At 34.2% G+C, this 20,320-nt stretch carries 19 protein-coding genes; 2 read left to right on the plus strand and 17 right to left on the minus strand.

The features are described from left to right. Positions 1-34 precede the first annotated feature (34 nt). Positions 35-451 carry a GNAT family N-acetyltransferase gene (locus DWY01_RS00135; protein ID WP_117992330.1) on the plus strand — a complete coding sequence of 139 codons (417 nt, stop codon included), beginning with the start codon at positions 35-37 and terminating at the stop codon, positions 449-451. Here the strand turns inward: DWY01_RS00135 and DWY01_RS00140 are convergent. The 4 genes from DWY01_RS00140 to DWY01_RS00155 all read right to left on the minus strand — a co-directional run bounded on the left by DWY01_RS00140 (position 448) and on the right by DWY01_RS00155 (position 5,262). Next, complete coding sequence (locus tag DWY01_RS00140; RefSeq protein ID WP_117992331.1) at positions 448-1,677, minus strand: pyridoxal phosphate-dependent aminotransferase; 1,230 nt, start codon at positions 1,675-1,677, stop codon at positions 448-450. The two genes, DWY01_RS00135 and DWY01_RS00140, sit on opposite strands and share 4 nt — an antisense overlap. A gap of 2 nt (positions 1,678-1,679) precedes the next feature. Continuing rightward, positions 1,680-2,753 (minus strand): chorismate mutase, encoded by a 1,074-nt coding sequence (locus DWY01_RS00145; RefSeq protein WP_117992332.1) that lies wholly within the window; start codon positions 2,751-2,753, stop codon positions 1,680-1,682. Positions 2,754-2,856: 103 nt separating this feature from the next. Continuing rightward, positions 2,857-4,629, minus strand: a complete 1,773-nt coding sequence (pepF, locus tag DWY01_RS00150; protein WP_158553616.1) for an oligoendopeptidase F — start codon at positions 4,627-4,629, stop codon at positions 2,857-2,859. A 24-nt stretch (positions 4,630-4,653) separates the two neighbouring features. After that, positions 4,654-5,262, minus strand: a complete 609-nt coding sequence (locus DWY01_RS00155; protein WP_117992334.1) for a cyclic nucleotide-binding domain-containing protein — start codon at positions 5,260-5,262, stop codon at positions 4,654-4,656. Between the two features lie 73 nt (positions 5,263-5,335). On the opposite strand from DWY01_RS00155, the gene DWY01_RS00160 reads away from it, so the two are divergent. After that, entirely contained in the window at positions 5,336-6,664 is a 1,329-nt protein-coding gene (locus tag DWY01_RS00160) for an MATE family efflux transporter (RefSeq protein ID WP_199519802.1), read from the plus strand. 27 nt (positions 6,665-6,691) lie between these two features. Here the strand turns inward: DWY01_RS00160 and DWY01_RS00165 are convergent, their stop codons facing one another. From DWY01_RS00165 to DWY01_RS00225, 13 genes are all read right to left on the minus strand, one after another. Continuing rightward, positions 6,692-7,435, minus strand: coding sequence for a copper homeostasis protein CutC (locus DWY01_RS00165; protein ID WP_371412805.1), 744 nt, complete (start codon positions 7,433-7,435; stop codon positions 6,692-6,694). Continuing rightward, positions 7,419-8,540: a Sapep family Mn(2+)-dependent dipeptidase gene (locus DWY01_RS00170; RefSeq protein ID WP_117992335.1), complete on the minus strand. Its 1,122-nt coding sequence runs from the start codon at positions 8,538-8,540 to the stop codon at positions 7,419-7,421. Before DWY01_RS00170 ends, DWY01_RS00165 begins: the two co-directional genes overlap by 17 nt. Position 8,541: 1 nt before the next feature. Further along, positions 8,542-9,501, minus strand: coding sequence for a N(4)-(beta-N-acetylglucosaminyl)-L-asparaginase (locus DWY01_RS00175; protein ID WP_117992336.1), 960 nt, complete (start codon positions 9,499-9,501; stop codon positions 8,542-8,544). Positions 9,502-9,512: 11 nt separating this feature from the next. Further along, positions 9,513-10,181 carry an MmcQ/YjbR family DNA-binding protein gene (locus tag DWY01_RS00180; RefSeq protein WP_158553617.1) on the minus strand — a complete coding sequence of 223 codons (669 nt, stop codon included), beginning with the start codon at positions 10,179-10,181 and terminating at the stop codon, positions 9,513-9,515. Next, positions 10,178-10,834, minus strand: a complete 657-nt coding sequence (locus DWY01_RS00185) for a nitroreductase family protein (protein WP_243001923.1) — start codon at positions 10,832-10,834, stop codon at positions 10,178-10,180. The genes DWY01_RS00180 and DWY01_RS00185 overlap by 4 nt, the downstream gene beginning before the upstream one ends. A gap of 13 nt (positions 10,835-10,847) precedes the next feature. Continuing rightward, complete coding sequence (locus DWY01_RS00190; protein ID WP_117992475.1) at positions 10,848-11,735, minus strand: hypothetical protein; 888 nt, start codon at positions 11,733-11,735, stop codon at positions 10,848-10,850. 10 nt (positions 11,736-11,745) lie between these two features. Next, a complete protein-coding gene (locus DWY01_RS00195) occupies positions 11,746-13,041 on the minus strand; it encodes an ATP-binding protein (RefSeq protein WP_117992339.1) in 1,296 nt (431 codons plus the stop codon). Positions 13,042-13,206: 165 nt separating this feature from the next. Beyond that, a protein-coding gene (gene prfB, locus DWY01_RS00200) for a peptide chain release factor 2 (RefSeq protein WP_243001924.1) occupies positions 13,207-14,308 on the minus strand; the annotation gives its coding sequence in 2 pieces (ribosomal slippage) (positions 13,207-14,235 and positions 14,237-14,308; 1,101 coding nt in all). Then, positions 14,308-16,704 (minus strand): preprotein translocase subunit SecA, encoded by a 2,397-nt coding sequence (gene secA, locus DWY01_RS00205; RefSeq protein ID WP_117992341.1) that lies wholly within the window; start codon positions 16,702-16,704, stop codon positions 14,308-14,310. Before secA ends, prfB begins: the two co-directional genes overlap by 1 nt. A gap of 99 nt (positions 16,705-16,803) precedes the next feature. Continuing rightward, positions 16,804-17,280: an S-ribosylhomocysteine lyase gene (locus tag DWY01_RS00210; protein ID WP_117992342.1), complete on the minus strand. Its 477-nt coding sequence runs from the start codon at positions 17,278-17,280 to the stop codon at positions 16,804-16,806. Further along, a complete protein-coding gene (gene mutY / locus DWY01_RS00215; RefSeq protein ID WP_117992343.1) occupies positions 17,268-18,254 on the minus strand; it encodes an A/G-specific adenine glycosylase in 987 nt (328 codons plus the stop codon). The genes DWY01_RS00210 and mutY overlap by 13 nt, the downstream gene beginning before the upstream one ends. A gap of 21 nt (positions 18,255-18,275) precedes the next feature. Beyond that, the gene (locus DWY01_RS00220) at positions 18,276-19,238 is read right to left on the minus strand and encodes a type I phosphomannose isomerase catalytic subunit (RefSeq protein ID WP_117992344.1); all 963 of its coding nucleotides are present in this window, start codon (positions 19,236-19,238) and stop codon (positions 18,276-18,278) included. Positions 19,239-19,367: 129 nt separating this feature from the next. Next, positions 19,368-20,258, minus strand: a complete 891-nt coding sequence (locus DWY01_RS00225) for an Rpn family recombination-promoting nuclease/putative transposase (RefSeq protein WP_117992345.1) — start codon at positions 20,256-20,258, stop codon at positions 19,368-19,370. Positions 20,259-20,320 lie beyond the last annotated feature (62 nt).

A 20,320-nucleotide genomic window follows, 5' to 3' on the forward strand; every position in this document is an offset into this window, starting at 1 on the left:
GTTAAAGTATCAGAAAATAGAAAGAAGACATATTATGCATACAAAAACATATACTAACCTGCCACAAGAAGCGAAAGAAATACGTATCGAAGTGTTCATGAAAGAACAAGGATTTGAAAATGAATTTGATGATATTGATGATATAAGCCATCACATCGTAGTATTTGACAATCAAAAGCCAATTGGAACATGTCGATTCTTTTTAGAAGATAATCACTACACAATTGGAAGAGTTGCCATATTAAGTAAATATCGACACAAACATATCGGATATATGTTACTTCAAGCTGCTGAAAAAGAAATCCAAAAATTAAATGGAGACTTAATTGTAGTGCACGCACAAGTTCGAGTCAGTCCATTCTATGAAAAACAAGGCTATATTCAATTCGGTCAAATTGATGAGGATGAAGGAGTTCCACACAAATGGATGAAAAAAAAGATACAGCATTAAGCTACTGTATCTAAAATTTCCTTCATCTTTTTTGCGAGTCCCTTCGTCTTTTCAATTGATAAAGAACAAATCGCAACACGAATACCCAAATTTACTTTAACTGTAAAAATATTATTTTCCATCAATGCCTCATGGAACTTATCACGCGTTTCATTATCCATAGATAAAGTGACGAAGAATCCTTCTTTATAAGGATAATGCTTTAAACCTACTTCCTTAGCTTCCTTGACAAAGATATCTCCACGTTCTTTTAATAAATTCACATAGTGTAATCTTTCTTCATCATATGCAGCTCTATGATTGTCTAATACATCCACAAATGTAGCCATAGCCCCATTATTTATGTTTGACCAAGTTGCACGCGCATCCTTTTCAAACACAATCTTTACTTGTTGAACCGCTTCTTTTTCTTGTCCTAAAACAATGGCAGCTCCACAACGAAGTCCATAGCTTGTCATAGATTTTGATAGACTGAACGCTACAATTACGACAAAGTTCTTTTCAATTTGATCAAATTGCGCAAAATATTCCTTTGCCTTTTCTTGTCTAGAAGAAAAATCAATATACGCAATATCATCCAATAATACTACGGCATGTGTTTTTGAACACTCATTCAAGAACGTAATTACTTCTTTCCATTCCTCTTCACTTAAAGAATACCCTGTAGGATTGTGACAAGGATCATTGATCACAATGACTAAACGATTTTGTTTTTCCATCACATTTTTACATGCTGATTTAAAAGAGTTTAAATTAAAGTGATCTTCTTCAAATAAACTATATTTTTCCACATTCAAATTGTGCATCTGCGCCATTAGTGCATAAGATCCCCATGCGATTTCTGGCAAAACAACTGTCTGTCCTTCATCTAAACATTCCTGTAAAGTCATACCTACAGCACCTGTTCCACCTGGAGTTGCGATAACTTCATGTTCTAAATGTGAATTTCCATTTAACACCCAATCATATACTTTTTGTCTAAAGTCAGGATTCCCTGTAAAACTAGCTGCATAAGCTGCCAACACTTTATTATCCAAGTTTTTTAATGAACTAAATACACTATCTAACGCAACCAAAGTTCCCTCTTCATCATATAAAGATCCAATTGTCGCATCTACAACATTTTCAGCTCCAACCTTAGCCTTTGCCTCCTTTGCCTTGGCAACAATTGAGAATACAGTATCTACGATTGGTGTTTGGTTTACACTTTCCTTCACAAAATTCATACTTATTTTTCCTCCTTTAAAGTATATGCTCCCAATACTTTTACACTTTCACATACAGATTGAATCTGACGAATACAATCATCAGCCTTTGCCATATTTCCTTCAATTTCGACAAAGAAGAAATATTCAAAAGGCTTATTTTTCATCGGTCTAGACTGAATACTTTCCATATTCAACCCATTCTTGGCAATGCAGTCAATGATTTTGGCCAAAGCGCCACTCTCATGTTTAACAGATAAAACCATGCTAAAGCGATTGCCCGTTGTCTGTGGCTTTAATCCAATCACCAAAAAGCGAGTAGTATTTGATGCATTTTCCTGGATATTTGTAGCCAATACCTTTAATCCGTACAGTTCCGCATTTTCTTTAGCTCCAATCGCCGCTTTATGAATATCCTTCTGCGCTGATATATATTGAGCTGCCATAGCCGTATTAGGATAGGCTACCGTTTGAACATTTAATTCCTTTAAAAATTCTTTAGACTGTGAAAGTGCTTGATCCTTTGAATAGACCCACTCCACATCTTTTAATGTACTGCCCGGAATTCCAAGTAAACATTGTTCAATCTTTTGATCATAAATTGACTGAATATACACTGGATATTCCATTAATAAATCTAAGACTTCTCCAACCAATCCAGAATTCGTATTCTCAAAAGGAATCACACCATATTGTACATCTGAATGGACAACCATTTGAAAGACTTCCTCAAAACTAGAAACACCCACCTTTGGATTGGAAGGAAATAATTTTTCACTCACCATATGTCCAAAGGCACCTTCAACTCCACAATATCCAACTTTATCATGAGACTGCAACGTTCTTTGATAGGCTTTCGATTCTTTCATAATGAACTTTATAAAAGACTCATAATATTCTTTATAATCCGGATTTTGAATAAACTGCAGATTCTTTTCAATTACAACCTGCTCTCTACCTGAATCTAGAATTGGTAAATCATTTTCTATTTTATACGCAATCACATCCTTAACAGCATCCAATCGTGCTTCATACAGCTTGGCCATTTCACGATCGATCGCATCAATTTGTGTACGTGCTTGTTCTAACTTATTCATTAGTTCACCTCGTGAATATCATACCATAGTTTTCATATATTTTCTGAAAATGAATGTATCTTTATTAGATCCATATATTAAAATTAGAAAGTCAAACGACTTTCTAATTCATAATACTTTCAAATTCATCAATTAAAGAATCAAACAATTCAATCGCATCCTCCACAGGTTTTGGACTTGCCATATCGACACCGGCCATGCGTAATAATTCAACTGGAGACTTTGTACATCCTCCTTTTAAGAAGGACAAGTAAGCATCGATATCGGCTTGTGTTCCATGAAGCAATTTCTGTGATAGAGCCATAGCTGCACTAAATCCTGTCGCATATTGATATACATAGAAATTCATATAGAAATGCGGAATACGAGCCCATTCCATGCTGATTTCATCATCCACAATTACATCTTCACCATAATAGAACTTATTTAAATCTGCATATATCTGATTCAATGTATCACTTGTCAACACTTCATTATTGGCTGTTTTTTCATTGATGATCTTTTCAAATTCTGCAAACATACACTGTCTAAATAATGTCGTTCTAAATTGTTCCATAAAATGATTAATTAAATACGCTTGGAATTTAGGATCCGAATTTTGTTTGCGCAAATAATCCATCAATAAAGCTTCATTACATGTACTCGCAACTTCAGCCACAAATATTCTATAATGACGATCTAATGGAGCCTGGTATTTAGTTGACATATATGAATGCATCGCATGTCCCATTTCATGAGCTAAAGTAAATTCTGTATCTAGAGAATTCGCAAAGTTCATCAACACAAAAGGATGTACTCTTTGCCCACTAGAATATGCGCCTGATCGTTTTCCTTCATTCTCATATACATCGATCCAACGTGAATTCAAGCCGCGTTCATAAACCTTGGCATATTCTGTTCCATACAATTGAATTGAATGTAGAACATCTTCTTTTGCCTGCTCAAAAGAAACAGGAACATTACACTCATTGACCATTGGTACATATAAATCGTACATATGAAGCTTCTCTTTTTTCATCACTTCTTTACGTACTCGCATATACTTATGTAAAACATGAATATTTTTGTGTACCGTTTCAATCAATTGTTCATACACTCCTGGTGAAACATTATTCGCATCCACTGCACACTCTAAGCTTGATGCGTATTTGCGTGCTGTACTATTAAATTTCAATTGATTTGTCTGCCCATTCAAGCAAGCAGCCAATGTATGAATCATTGAACCATAGCCTGCATAGAAATTACGATAGGCACTCTCTCTTAACACTTCATCTTCCTGCTCTAACATATGGATAAATGTACCTGTTGTTAAGGTGTGTTTATTTCCTTTTGAATCAATCGTATCCGCAAATTTTAAATCTGCATTATTCAACATACCAAAAATAGAGTATGGCGTATCTGCCATCATAGAGCTAGATGCCATTAATTTTTCTTCACTCTCTGATAATACATGTTCTTTTAAACGACATACTTCTTCTAGATATACACGATATCTTTCTAAGATAGGTTCCGCCAAATAAAAAGCTTCTAAATCTTCAATACTCATGATTTGCACACCACTAAAAGAAAGCTGTGTAGAAATTTCTACAGCTATTGAATTGGCCTTCCCTTTTAATCCTTGATTATGTGCATTGGCAGTATCCTGATCTGATAATAATGAGGCATACCCTAAACAATCATCTAATAAACAAACTAATTTTTCATATCCCTTTAAGAATGATAATAAGTTTGCTGCATCATTTAATTTTCCATCATATACGCAAAGCTCATTCCCTAATTTTTTACATGTGTCTAAACAAGCTAAAAATGCAGCTTCATCTTTAAATATATCTTCTGTTTTCCAAGTATTTTCTACCTTTTGTTCATTACGTTTCACAATAAACAACCTCCATTAATACGTTTATTGTAGCACATATTTCCCCTTTTCAAGTCTTATGATTCTTTTATCCTCACAAAGTTTCTTTAACACTCTTTGTAGCTGTCTTCTACTACAATGCAGATTACGACAAGCTACGCTGACATTATCTAACGTGAGATGTAACTCCATATAATTCATGACCTTCTCTTCAACACTTTGATTCATAATTTCATTTGTGGACTTATTATGCAGTTTATCCACCAATGAATCCAACAAAAAATGAAGAAATTTCAGATCCTGGTTTAATCTCAATTGATTTTCCTCAATTGATAATGCGATCGTAAAAACTTTTGTATTGGCTTGGGCAAAATAAACAGGCTTTTCATGACGAACAAACTCCACATCTCCTAGTACACAAAGTGCATTGGTTTGTGACACAAAAAGCTGTTTTCCATTTGAATCAATGGAATAAATAGACACTTCGCCTTCTACTACAAACTGAATCTCTTTTGTGTCTTTCAATGGATGAATCATCATTTCTTCTTTTTCATATTCCATCAAATAAAAAGGATAAGAAAAATCAAAATAATCTTGTATGTGATATTGATTTACATATTTTTCTACATTTTTTGAATCATATACTCGTTTCATGGCTTTATTGTGCCATATGTCACAAGCATTTTCAAATGACTTTGGTATACTAGCTAAAGAAAGAAGGTAATATATGAACAATAATGAATTATTTGAAAATGCAAGCATCCCTAAAGCCTATTTCACAATGGCTTTACCAGTTGTCTTCAGCATGGTAATTTCTTTAGTATACAACATGGCAGATACATATTTTGTAGCTAAGACAATGAACACAAATCTTGTGGCCGGTGTCTCTTTATGTGCCCCCATCTTTACTTTCATGATCGCACTAGGTGACATCTTTGGCATTGGTGGCAGTTCTGTCATCTCTAGATTGTTTGGTCAACAAATGAATAAAAAAGCTAAGAATGTGAGTGGATTCTGTTTCTATGCATCCATTCTCTGTGGCATTGTTGTCACTACTTTTATGTTTATCCTGAAAGATCCTATGTTAAATTTTTTAGGTGTTAATAAAGAAACATGGTTATATGCAAATCAATACTACAATATAATTGCGCTAGGCTCCACCTTTATCATTCTTTCTTTAACTCCTAGTAACTTGATTCGTACGGAAGGCTTGGCAACCCTATCTATGGTTGGAACTGTCTTTGGTTCGATTCTAAACATCATTTTAGATCCCGTCTTTATCTTTAGCTTCCATATGGGTGCACAAGGCGCTGCCTTGGCATCTGTAATTGGATATATTATTTCCGATTTTCTTTTGATTTATTTCACAAAGACAAAGGCAAATCGTTTAAGTGTTTCCTTTAAAGATTGCCATGTAGAAAAAAAAGAGTTCTTAGATATCTTTACCATTGGAATTCCTGCTTCTATCACAAATTTAATGTCGAGTATTGGTATAGCTTTGACAAATCGCTATTTAGTTGTGTTTGGCAATGAAAATGTTGCCGCAATGGGAATCGCCCTAAAAGTGAATATGATCCTGTTATTGATCATGGTTGGATTTGCGTTTGGTGCACAGCCACTTTTAGGGTTTAATTATGGAGCCAAAAACACAGAGCGCCTACGTGCATTCATTAAGTTTGACATTTTTATCGAAGTCACATTTGCGCTCATTACTGCCATTATTCTAAGTATTTTTGCTCCATATATCATCCAATCCTTTATGAATGATGCACAAATTATTCAAACAGGAAGCCTTATGTTAAGACTGCTTGTTCTATCTAGTCCGTGTGTAGGTATAATTTTAGTCTTTACAACTCTATTTCAATCGGAAGGAAAAGCACTTCCTGCCTTAATTTTATCCATTTCTAGACAAGGTGTTATTTACGCAATCTGCATTGTCATATTGTCTAAATTATTCTCCTTCCATGGAATCTTGATTTCTCAGGCTGTAGCCGATGTAGTAACATCTATAATTTCGATTCTTATTTATTCAAAACAAAAGACTGTAACAAGATAAATTCACTTTGTTACAGTCTTTTCCACATTATTTAATACTATCAACTAATTTTTTTACCAACTCTACGTCCACTACATCATAATCATTTTCATGTGGACTTTCTAAGTAACTATAAGAAACGTCATTTTTAGTTGTCGTAGTATCCGTCTTATAGTTCTTACAAGAAGAATGTACCTGATATACCCCTGTATAATTCATCATTATTCTTGCATTCTCTGCATTCATTCCACTTCCTGGAAGAATCTGTATCTTTTCTCCATATTGATTATTCAATACCTTAATCAAATCAATACCTTCCATAGCTTTTTGTTTTTGTCCACTTGTTAGTACTCGATCTACACCTAATTCAATTAATGTTTCAATAGCTTCAAACGCATCCGGCGTTACATCAAAAGCTCTATGAAATACGGCTTCTTTTTGATAAGAATGCACCAAGTCTACCATTTCCTTTGTATATTCTTTATGGATTGAGCCATCATTTCGTAAGAAGCCAAACGAGATTCCATCTGCTCCATTTTCTAAAAGAATCTTAGCATCCTCAAAGATGATATCCACATCTTCTTTTTCGTAACAAAAACCAGCAGCACGTGGACGTACCATACAAATCACAGACAAGTCTGTTTCCTTTTTAACACGTACTAAACTAGCTACACTAGGTGTAAGCCCACCAACACTTAAAGCACTGTTTAATTCAACCCTCTTTGCCTTACCTTTATATGCCGCAATACAATCTTGGTAACTACCTGCACATATTTCAATTATTCTTTCCATTCGCCAACCTCACAATACTTAATGCGTATATTTTCGCATTTAAAATCAAATCACTACGATCCATCCACTCATTTGGGTTGTGACCAATACCTTTTTGACCAGGAAAACTAGGTCCAAAAGGAACAATATTCGGCATAATTTTCGCATACGTTCCTCCTGTAGTTGTAACGGGTGTACCATTCATTCCAGTCACATCTTCATAAGCAGATTGAAGTGTCTTACACAAGAAGCCATTCTTATCAAAATACACTGGATCATAATTATGTATACATTCTAAATGTAATTTTTTACTTAATTTTGATTTGATTGCCTTCTCTATTGTATCATTACTCACACTTGCAGGATAGCTAAATGAGAAATCAAATCCTAGTTTTCCGTTTAAATCCACCAATCGCTTATTATTTAACTGTATCCTTCCAAATTCAGGGTCCTCAATATTCAGTCCTAGCTTATTCGCATAACCATTATCCGATAATATGTAATCATTAATAAATTGATTGAATACGACCGAATTTTTAACATCCGTACTTATACGATAGGTGCTTCTTCCTCTTTCTGCATATACCACAGGATATTTACAATCGGGTGTCCATCCCATGATAGGTGGTTTTCTTACTTCAAGATAATGCTTTAAATCATTAAATCCTGTTTCTTCGTTCGTACCAAATAATATATGTACTGGATATTTCAATTCTATACCTAATTCTTTAATGGCATATAATGCATATAAACAAGATAGAGTTGGACCTTTATTGTCTAAGATACCTCTTGAATAAATTCTTCCATTCTCATCTTCATAAGCTGAAAATGGTGGATGATTCCATCCATCGCCAACAGGCACAACATCTAAATGTCCCATAATGCCAATATAGTCTTCACCTGTACCATACTTAGCAATTCCAACCATGTGATCAACATTTTCTGTTTCAAAACCTAGTTCACAAGCTAATTTCAATGTTTCTTCTAACGCCAAATTCACGCCTTCACCAAAAGGCATGCCAGGTTTAGCTTCACTTTGGACACTATCAATTTGAACAATTCTTTTGATTCCTGAAATCATCTCATCACTAATTTCATCGATTTTTTTCAATAATTCCTCTTCCATCTTATTTCCTTACTAATGGAGCTGTGCGCGTTGCCATATAATTGTCCATCCATTCTTTACTGGCAACTTCAAATGTACATTTACCTTCTTCATCATGATTGACTAAATATACTGTTGGAGCTTGTTTTTCAGTTGCTACCACAAAGCTAAAGCCTTCAATATTTGTAGCGCAGCCCCATTCTCCTTTATTATTCATCGCAATCAAAGACATATCTCCTGCTTTTCCTCTTCTTCGTTTCAAATCCAAATCAAAGTCATGTACAGCTTTTTCACATGCCTCTTGCGGGTGCATGCCATCTTTCATCAAACGAACAATTTCATAAGAAACACATCCCTTCATAACATCTTCACCCAAGCCTGTAGCACTCGCTCCTCCGACAAAGGAATCCACATAGAATCCTGAGCCACATACAGGTGAATCCCCTAAACGTCCTGGATGTTTCATAAATAAACCAGATGTACTTGTAGCACTCGTCATGTGTCCTCCACAATCTAGACAAACCATCCCAACTGTATCATGTCCAGAGTATGGCTTTAATTCTGTGTTCACAATTTCCTTTGTGCGATTGTGATAATGAATTTTTGCCCGATCAGTCAATATCGTTTTTCTTTCAAAACCATGTCTTGAAGCATATTTCTCAGCTCCAGTACCCACTAGAAAATTATTGACATCGTAGTGCATAAGACTGCGTGCAATACTAACTGGATTCGCAAAATCTTTAATGCCTCCTACACAGCCAAATTCTAATGTATCCCCATCCATAAAGGCTGCATCTAACTCTACTTCCATTTCTTCATTTGGAAGTCCTCCATAGCCTACACTTTTATAGTATTCAAAATCTTCAACAGCTTTGATAGCTTCTTCAATTGAATCAGCTGCATTTTCTTCATTTTTTAACATAGAATCTGCCTTTTGAATACCTTCTAATGCCATTCTCCATGTTGCGATAATTCCATACATACTAAATCTCCTTACTTTGTTAAATTAAAACTACACGTTACAAGTTCCATTACTTTTTCATCACTTATAGTATCGTCAAGTACGACCGATATCCACATTCTATGATTCATATGATAAGCAGGATAAATGCCCTTTATTTGATGTAATTCATCTCTTTTTGCCTCATCTATCTTTACATTCATAATGTTTAGCATATGACTATCTCCATTTTTTAACAGAACATCTAACGAAACATACATAATCAGTGAAAACCATTTATTATTGTCTAAATGACGAAACACTCCATTGTCATCCTTCCATGGAAAATCTGGTTTTATTCCATAGGTTTCATATATTAAATTTGTTATGCGATTAGCCTGATTACACGCAAAGAATACGTCTCTACAACATGCATCCGCAATTCTTTTTAATATATCCTTATATGCTTCACGAACTTTATAAACATACTCTCCATCATAGGATTCAATTCTTAATGGCATGTATTCTTCATTGCTAAAATTATCGATAACCTCTCCCTTTATAGTGCCTAAACTAGACACATATAGAATGGCTTTAAAATTTTCATTCATAAAGTCTTCACTATATACATATTTATCATTTTCAAAAGAAAAACCAATTGTTTTAAGTTTCTCAAAATCAAATTTCTTCTTTAAAAAAATTTCGTCTTCAATCTGTATCATAATGTATCTTCCCATTCAAAATTTGATTTTCCTGCTCCAAGTTCAAAAAAATATTTCCCTATACCTAAATCCACTTGAGAGAGAGTTCCATTTTTAACTTTTAAACTCACTTTATTTCCCTCACCATTTACTATATATGGCTGTCTATTTAATGCACTTGGTGCTAAAAGTAAAGCCTTGATTCCAGACGTAAACCATTCCGGAGCATCTCCTTTGTAATGGCTCACTTGATCAGCTGTCTTTGATTTATGTGGAACACCTTGCGTCTTTCCATATCCAATCGCAATCACACCATTCACTCTTACAGCTTTATTATCTAAATGTTTAAGAGCATTCTTACCATTAAACATGCCGCCACACCACCATGTATTTAGTCCAAGGCTTTGGGCATATAAGATCAAATCTGCACCACAATAGCCTATTTTTTTATCTAAATCTGAATTATCTTTACCAGCTAGAATGATATAGTTTTGTACGCTGTTATTTGACATCAGCCTAGCCAAACTAGAAAGCCCATCTGAGTTATTGGTAATAAGTTTAAATGTTAAATTATACACGCAATTATTTCGTTCAATACGATCATTCAACAAACCAATTAAATCCATATCTAATGGTTTATCTAAATATTTCCGTACTGTGTGTCTTTTTTCCATCATCATTTTTCTCCTAAAACAAATCTAACATTGTATCCAAATACATTTCTTCACGAACATGGATCTGATATTGTGGTTTTACCATATAATAAAGAATAAACTCTAATAATAGAGCATTTCCTAAGTCTCTTCCTTCGATTTTAAAGTTTGAAAATCCCACAGGAACATAAACTTTTAAAATATCGTCCAAACTAATAAATCCCGGACTTTCCATAACTCTAGAAAAACGATATCCTTCATTAGAATGAGGTGCTTTGCATATATAATCTGTACAATCGATGCCTAGGTTTTGTTTAGAAACAGTCTTATAACATTCTTTGCGATCTTTACAGCCATACCAGCAGCATTCATTACATAGAAATTCTACCTTTTGTTTATATACTTCAGAAAGTGAGTTTAACTTCTCAAATTGCTTATTCAAGCGAAAATCAGGTACTACATACTTAAAATCCGGATTTTCTACTTCTTTTTTAAAATCATTGAAATCGGTTAATACTTTTGTGGTTGAAGATACAAAATATAGATTCGGATATTTCCTTTTCAAATATTTCATCAACAAATCCGAATGAATAATGATTCCATTATTCTTATCTAAATCCAACAATCGACACAATTCATTGCATTTTATATCGGATAAGTGTTTTTCTTCAATCAAAGAATTACTAAATGTAAGACGCGAAGATATATTATATTCTTTCATCAAAGCGAATACATTTTCTGGTTCACTATCTTCGTAGCTAATGCGTCCTCCTGACCATATACAATTAGATGGCGAGCCATAAATAGAGCCAATCTTACACCAGTCATAGAAATATTCTCGTTTATTTTTAAATAGGGGCAAAAACTTTTTATAGAATTCATAGAATTCAAATAAGCCCGGTAAATGATAATATACATTCATATTTTTAACCTTATTCTTTAGAACGAATATATTCCATTGATGCATATAATGGAACATTTTCCATCCATCCTTGTTTCTTATAGCCTAACATTGAAAACCGTACAGGACATAACGCATGATCAGCATCATATACCGTTTTTAAACTTTTTGATTTAACATTCTCTTCTGCTTTTACTTCTATTGGATAAACCACATCTTTTTGAACAAGAAAATCAAGTTCTAGTGTAGAATTTTCTTTTGAATAATAGTACAAAGTCTCCTTATTCGCAATTAGTTCTTGTGCAACAAATTGTTCAGTAAATGCACCTTTATATTCAGAAAAAAAGTTTTCATCTGTTAGAACTTCTTTTGCGGATACGTTTGCCATAGCTTGCAACAAGCCTAAGTCTAACACAAACAATTTAAATGCATTAAAGTCCTCATAAAATTTCAATGGCTTTTCTATTTTATTCACGCGATTTACTTTATGTATTAATCCTGCATGAATCAACCAATCAATCGCATCCTCAAATTCTTTTGCACGACCACCCTTTTTTAATGCGCCATAAACAAATTTTTTATTCTCTTTTGATAATTGCGAAGGAATTGATCTCCAAACCATTCTTACTTTCGCTAAAAGAGCAGGCGGAATATGTTTAGCAAAGTCTTGTTCGTAATCTTCTAAAATTGTATTTTGTATACTTCTAACTTCTTTTAAATCATAGTTTAAAAAATAAGAATCTACCACTTCCGGCATTCCACCCACATAGTAGTATTGGCGCAATAAATCTGTATATGTAACAGATAATGATGAAATTGCTTCCCATCTATGCGACTCTAATAACTCTAAAAGGTGTACTTTACCAGATGCTTCAATAAATTCTGAAAAAGTCATCGGATACATTTTTAATCGATCTACCTTTCCTACCGGGAAACCAGTCCCTCCATGAAGACTAACTCCCAAAAGACTACCTGCAACTATGATATGATATTGCCTCGCTTCCTCACAAAAATATTTTAATGCGGTTATCGCGAGGGGCACTTCCTGTATTTCATCTAATACTATTAAAGTATCTTCTGGAACAATTGTTTCGTTTGTGATTGCACTAAAAGAACGAATCAATCTTTCTATATTAAAATCAAAAAACAATGACTTCATTTCTGCAATACGATCACAATTTATATACGCTACATTTTTATACTCATTTATACCAAATTCTTTAATAACCCAAGTTTTTCCAACTTGTCTTGCTCCATCAATAATAAGGGGTTTTCTCAATTTATTTCTTTTCCATTGCAATAAGTCTTTATATATGCTTCTTTTCATCTATATCACCATCCTTATTTTACATTTTTATGAGGGAATATTCAATTTTGATTACATTTTTATGAGGGAATAATTTAAATTAATTACACTTTTATGAGCGAATAATTTAAAATAATCACACTTTTATGAGCGAATACAGAAAAAAATCCAACCTTTCGATTGGATTTATTGAATCTGTGATTTTAAATACGCAAAGATGAATTCATCAAGATCACCATCTAATACCGATTGAACTTGACTTGTTTCAAATCCTGTACGCACATCTTTAACTAAGCTATATGGATGCATGACATAACTTCGAATCTGGCTACCCCATTCATTAGCGGACTGCACCCCTTTGATTTGGGCAATCTTCTTTTCCTGCTCTTCAATTTCTAATTGATATAAACGAGATTTCAAGACACGCAAACATTCTTCTCTATTTTCATGTTGACTGCGTCCATTCTGGCATGTAGCTACAATACCCGTAGGTTTATGTACCATACGAACTGCACTATCCGTTTTATTGATATGCTGTCCTCCAGCGCCTGAAGCACGTTTTGTTTCAACAATTAAATCTTCTGGTTTAATATCAATTTCAATTTCATCATTAAATTGAGGCATAACATCTAAGCTCGCAAAAGAAGTATGTCTTCTGGCTCCTGAATCAAATGGTGAAATACGTACTAAACGATGTACACCTTTTTCAGATTTCAAATATCCATATGCCTTATCTCCTTCGACAAGGAAAGTCACACTTTTAATACCAACTTCATCCCCTGGTAAATAGTCTAAAACTGTTACTTTAAAGCCATGCTTTTCTGCATATCTTGTATACATACGATAAAGCATACTTGCCCAGTCACAAGACTCGGTTCCACCGGCTCCTGGGTGAATTTCAAGAATCGCGTTATTTTGGTCATATTCATGACTTAATAAAACTTGAATCTCAAAATCTTCAAACTTTTTATCCATATCCGCATATTCTTCTTCAGCAATCATCATTAATTCTTCATCAAATTCCACCTTTAATTCATCTGCTGTTTCATTTAATGAAGTTAATTGTAAATCTAATTCTTCATATCGATCCACAATGTCCTTTAATGCGTTTTTGGCACGAATCACTTGTTGTGCTTTTTTCTGATCCTGCCAGAAATCCGGTTCTAAAGTTTGTTTATCATACTCTTCAATCTGCTTATTTTTACTAGATAAGTCAAAGTGACTCACCTAAAGAATGCAATTTCTCTAGGTGAGTACTCACTCCTTGTTTCAATTCATATAGTTCCATTACGCAGCATGCTCCTTATGAATACGTACCTTCAATAAGAAGAATGTAATTTCACGATCAATTCTTTGATTCATTTCTTCAAACATATCAAAACCTTCTTGAACATATTGTTGTAGAGGGTTGTTTTGAGCATAAGAACGCAAGTAAATACCGCTACGCAATTTATCCATCATATCAATGTGATTAATCCAGTTACGATCAATATTACGTAATACAACTGTTTTTTCAAATGGAAGGAATTGACGTTTAACATCTTTGATTTCTGCTTCATATTCATTCCAAATCTTATTTACACAATATTCTTTTGCTTCTTCATAAGATTTTCCTTCAAGCTCACTAGCTCGGATTGCCTTATCTTCAGCCATACCCATCATTTCAATTGATTTTACAACACCTGCAACATCGATTGTTTGTTTCTTTTGATCCGATAAATTCGCTTGTAAAGTTTGTTCAATTGTTTTTTCAAATACAACATGAACCATATCATGTACTTCATCTGCTTCTAGAATACGATTACGTTGTGCATAAATAATTTCACGTTGACGACGCAATACATCATCATAGTCTAACAATTGTTTACGCATATCAAAGTTATATCCTTCAACACGCTTTTGTGCCATTGTGATTGATTTCGTAACAGCCTTAGATTCGATTTGTTCATCACCCATTTTTTCAAATAGTTTTTGAAGCTTGTCACCACCAAAACGAACCATCAATGAATCTTCTAAAGATACATAGAAACGCGAGAATCCAGGATCCCCTTGACGACCAGAACGTCCACGCAACTGGTTATCAATACGGCGAGATTCGTGTCTTTCACTACCAAGCACAGCTAAACCACCTAATTTACGTGATTCTTCTGTTAATTTAATATCGGTACCACGACCAGCCATATTTGTCGCAATTGTGACTGATTTTGGACGACCTGCCTTTGCGATAATTTCGGCTTCGCGAGCATGGTTTTTCGCATTCAATACTTCATGAGGAATATGTTCCTTATTTAATAATTGAGAAATAACCTCACTTGTTTCAACCGCAATTGTACCAACCAATACTGGCTGTCCTGTTTCATATAAACGTTTTACTTCACGTACCAATGCAGCATATTTATCTTTTTTATGTGCATAAATTTCATCTGGTAAATCTTTACGAGCTACCGGACGGTTTGTAGGAATAACTACAACCTTCATGTTGTAAGTAGATAAGAATTCTTCTTCTTCAGTTTTCGCAGTACCAGTCATACCCGCTAACTTTTCATATAGACGGAAGAAGTTCTGGTATGTGATTGTTGCCAATGTAGAAGTTTCTTCTTTAATAGGAACGCCCTCTTTTGCTTCAATAGCCTGGTGTAAGCCATCTGAATATGCACGCCCCGGCATCATACGACCTGTAAATTGATCGACAATGACAATTTCCTTTTCATCACTAACAACATATTCAACTTCTCTCATCATAATATAGTTGGCTTTTAAAGCTTGGTTAATGTGGTGAACAAGTTGAGTATGTTCAATATCATATAAATTCTTGATTTTAAAGAATTTTTCTGCTTTATGAACACCATCTTCACTTAACATGATTTGACGTGTTTTTTCATCAATATCATAATCTCCAGAAATTAAAGTTTTTTCATGAGTAAACTTATCTGTTTCATATTCTGGAGCCACTAAAGTCTTCACAAAACGATCTGATTGAATATATAAATTTGCGGTTTGTTTTTTACCACCTGAAATAATCAATGGTGTACGACTCTCATCAATTAATACAGAGTCAACTTCATCAATTACTGCCATGTGAAGTCCACGCATTACACGATCTTCAACTTCTGTAACCATGTTATCACGCAAGTAATCAAATCCTAGCTCAGAGTTTGTAGTATATGTAATATCACATGCGTACGCATCACGTTTTTCTCTTGGTTTTAAATCACGTGTGTTTACACCTACTGTTAACCCTAAGAAACGATAGATTTCACCCATCCAAGCCGCATCACGACCAGCCAAATATTCGTTGACGGTAATGACATGAACGCCTTGTCCAGCAAGTGCATTTAAATATACACACATTGTGGCAGTCAAAGTCTTACCTTCACCTGTTTTCATTTCTGAGATATCACCTTTATGCATGGCAATAGATCCCATAATCTGAACTTTATAAGGTTTTTCGTTAATAACACGATATGCAGCTTCTCTTGCAGTCGCAAATGCCTCAGGAAGTAAATCGTCTACAGTTTCTCCATCCGCAATTCTTTTTCTATATTCATCTGTTTTTGCACGCAATTCATCATCTGAAAGTGCCTGCATTTCTGGTTCATATTTTAATACTTTATCTGCAATTTTTTCTAACGCAGATAATTCACGTTGTTCTTCTGAAAATAATTTTCCAAAAATTCCTGCCATAATATAAGTTCTCCTTTTTAAAGACTATACTATATTTTACCATAGAAACGACGCGATAAATAGGGCCTTACCGACAAAAAAAGAGAATTTTACATTCTCTTACACTATTTTTCTTTCGAACGGATCTGAACTCATACCCTTTTCTAAAATTTCTTTTGCCCATTCCTTAGCACCAAACAAAGAATGATCCTTATAATTTCCACATTCCTTTTCTTCTGTACCAGGAACATCTTCCCATTCTGTTGTTGTGATAAGTTCTAAAGCTTCTTTTACGGCAATCGCAACATCTTCACTTGAGTGTTTTCCCCATGCTAAAAGATGAAATCCTGTACGACATCCAAATGGTGAACAATCCAAATACCCTGAAATCCTTGGACGCAAATACAATGCGAATAAATGCTCTAATGTATGCATAACTCCGGTTGGAATTTCTTGTCGATTTGGTTGACACAAACGAACGTCAAAATTCGATACGATATCTCCATTCGGTCCTTTTTCCTCACTAATCAAACGAACATAAGGTGCTTTTACTTTTGTGTGATCTAAAGTAAAGCTTTCAATTTCTACTTTTTCCATAAATACTCCTTTACTTGTTTCAAAAACGGCATAAACGCACTTGGTAAAGCGATATGCTCTTCAATTTCCTTGACTGATTTATAATTTGAATCTTCCCTATCTACTATACACAACGTAGCAACCATATGCCACTCTACATGTGAAAAAATATGTATATAAGGCTCTAATTCAATACTTTCTATAATCTTCTCCGGTTTAATTTCATCAAAACCATAAAGTCCAGCTAACAAGCCTGTATCCGCTCTTTTAACTACATGGATCTTATCTTTATACACCAATATATATAAGTGCTTATATTCTATTCTTCGAGCTTTTTTCTTAACCTTGTAAGGCAGACTTCCAGGATCTTTGGCATCACAATACTTTTGAATCGGACACAGTTCACACCTAGGATTTTTAGGAATACAGACAAGTGCCCCTAATTCCATCAAAGCTTGATTATAATAAGAAATATCTTCTTTTGAAGGAAGACTTTCATCCACTAATTTCTCTATTTTCTTCTTTACACTTGTTTTAGTAACATCTTCATGAATATCATAAATTCTAGAAAAAACGCGAATCACATTTCCATCAACCGCACTCACTCTTTGTCCATACGCAATAGATGCGATAGCTCCCGCAGTGTAAGGTCCTATCCCTGGTAATTTTAATAATTCTTCTTTTGTATAAGGCAGTTTCCCACTATATTTTTCCACACATTCAACGGCACATTTCTTGATGTTCTTACATCGCGAATAATATCCAAGTCCTTGCCATAGCTTAGTTAGCTTTTCATCATCACAATTTGCAACACTATGAATATTGGGTAATTCCTTTATCCAACGTTTGTAATAGGGAAGCATAGCCTCAATACGCGTTTGTTGCGCCATAATCTCACTAATCCATATTTCATAAGGATCTTTTTTTAAACGAAATTCTAAAGGACGATGATTTTGGGCATACCAATTGATTAAATCTTTTTGAAATTCTTTCATAATCAAAAAATAAGCAGGGAATTAAACCCTGCTATAAATCCATTGGCAGTTTCCTGTAATCTTTACATCACCGCTATTCGCATCAACAAATACTGATTCGCCCTTATTTACTTCTAATGTTGTGCCTTCATTTTCAATTGTAGCACTACCTTCAATCAATAAAATTGATCCAAAGCTCTCATTATCCACATGAAGTGTTGTTGTACCATTCAATGTAGATTCATAAGTTGTAAAGTATTCACAAGATGCCAAGCGTACTGTATCACAATCTCCAACTTTTTCTTCAGGACCACAAGGCTTGAAATCCGATTCGATTGGAGTCAAGTTTGAAACATCAATTGCCTTTTGAATATGTAATTCACGAGGTTTTCCATCTTTTCCAACACGGCCAAAATCATACACACGATACGTTGTATTTGAGTTTTGTTGGATTTCACAAATCTGAATACCCGCACCAATCGCATGGATTGTACCAGACTTGATAAAGAAAACATCTCCTTTGTGAACAGGAACAGCCTTCAATACCTCTAATAATGTATTATCTTGAATACGACGTTCAAATTCTTCTTTTGAAATTTCTTTATTTACACCAAAATACAAGAATGAATCTGGCTCACAGTCTAAAATATACCACATTTCAGTTTTGCCATATTCATGCTCAACACGCAAAGCATATTCATTATCAGGGTGCACCTGAATAGATAATGGTTGTTTCGCATCAATAAATTTAATTAGTATTGGGAAGAATTCAAAAGTATTTCCTTTTGTTCCTAAAACACTCTTACCTTTTTTCTCAAGATATTCAGGAAAAGATAAGCCTTCATACTCACCACTCGCAACAATACTTGGTCCATCTGGATGTACAGACAATTCCCAACTTTCTGCAACTGGATCCATATCTGTCTTTTTACCATATTTTTCTTTTAATTTCGTTCCACCCCAAAGATAATCTTTAAAAGCAGGATTTAATTTAATAATTGACATACTTATGTACCTCTTTTCTAGATTTATTATAGCTAGCCACCCAACACTTGTCTACATTTGTGCAAGCAACAATTTTTGACTAATTACATGTCTATCCCAAATATTAAAAATAATCAGCTCTCATATCATTTATGCTTTCATCAATAGCTTTTTAATCGATTCTTCACTTACCGAGAAGATCGATGCGATAGCTGTAATTCCAAATCCCTTGTCCATCATTTTTTGATACATCTCAAGTTCTTTTTTCTCGCTGCCTTGTTCGATTCCTTGTTCGATTCCTTTTTTAATTCCTTCAGCTTCCCATTCCTTTGACTTTACTTCCAGCCATCTCTTTTCAGCTTCACACATCTCAATCTTCTCCTTTTCCTCTAATTCCTTTAAATCCAACCATTCTACATCCGTCAATGTCTTCACTACTTTTAATACACTGCTCTTTACAAGTCCAAAGCTATTACTCTTTCCTTCATAAATAGACTGATCATAAATACTTCGACATATGTAGAATAGATTATGCACGTCTTCTTCATTAAAATTATATGAAGTATTTCCTGTGATTTCAATCAAATTCATTTTGTAGTCATGGAAATAGGATTTGAACCTTTCATCCACCTCGACTAACTCAGAAAGCTGTCTAGCTGCATTCCATGGCTTTTCTCCTGTATAAAATACTAGAATGTGTACCATGGGTAGTTTTTCTTTAGCCTTATTCTTCTTTGACTTCTTTAACATTCTGTCATACGCTACATACTCATATGTTGCTGCTCTTACAACCATGGACATATCCACACGACTTTGATTCTCAATAATGAATGCACTATAAACATTTCCATCATTGTACTTACGAATCACATCCACATGCTTTTCTAGATCCATATTCGAATCATTCATCTCTGAATCAAGTTCCATACAGTTTTCAGGTTTAAGAACTCTTTCTCCATTAAAAAAGTACGCATTAAAGAAATCGACAAAATAGGCATTATTTTCTAGAAACTCCTTCATTGTTTTGTCTTTTAATTTCATCTTTTCTTTCCTCCATATTCTTAAACGCTTTTTGAGGAGGTTTTTTTAGAAAACATACACAT

Origin of the sequence: Eubacterium sp. AF22-8LB (assembly GCF_003458715.1) — a bacterium.
GTDB lineage: Bacteria > Bacillota_I > Bacilli_A > Erysipelotrichales > Erysipelotrichaceae > Holdemanella.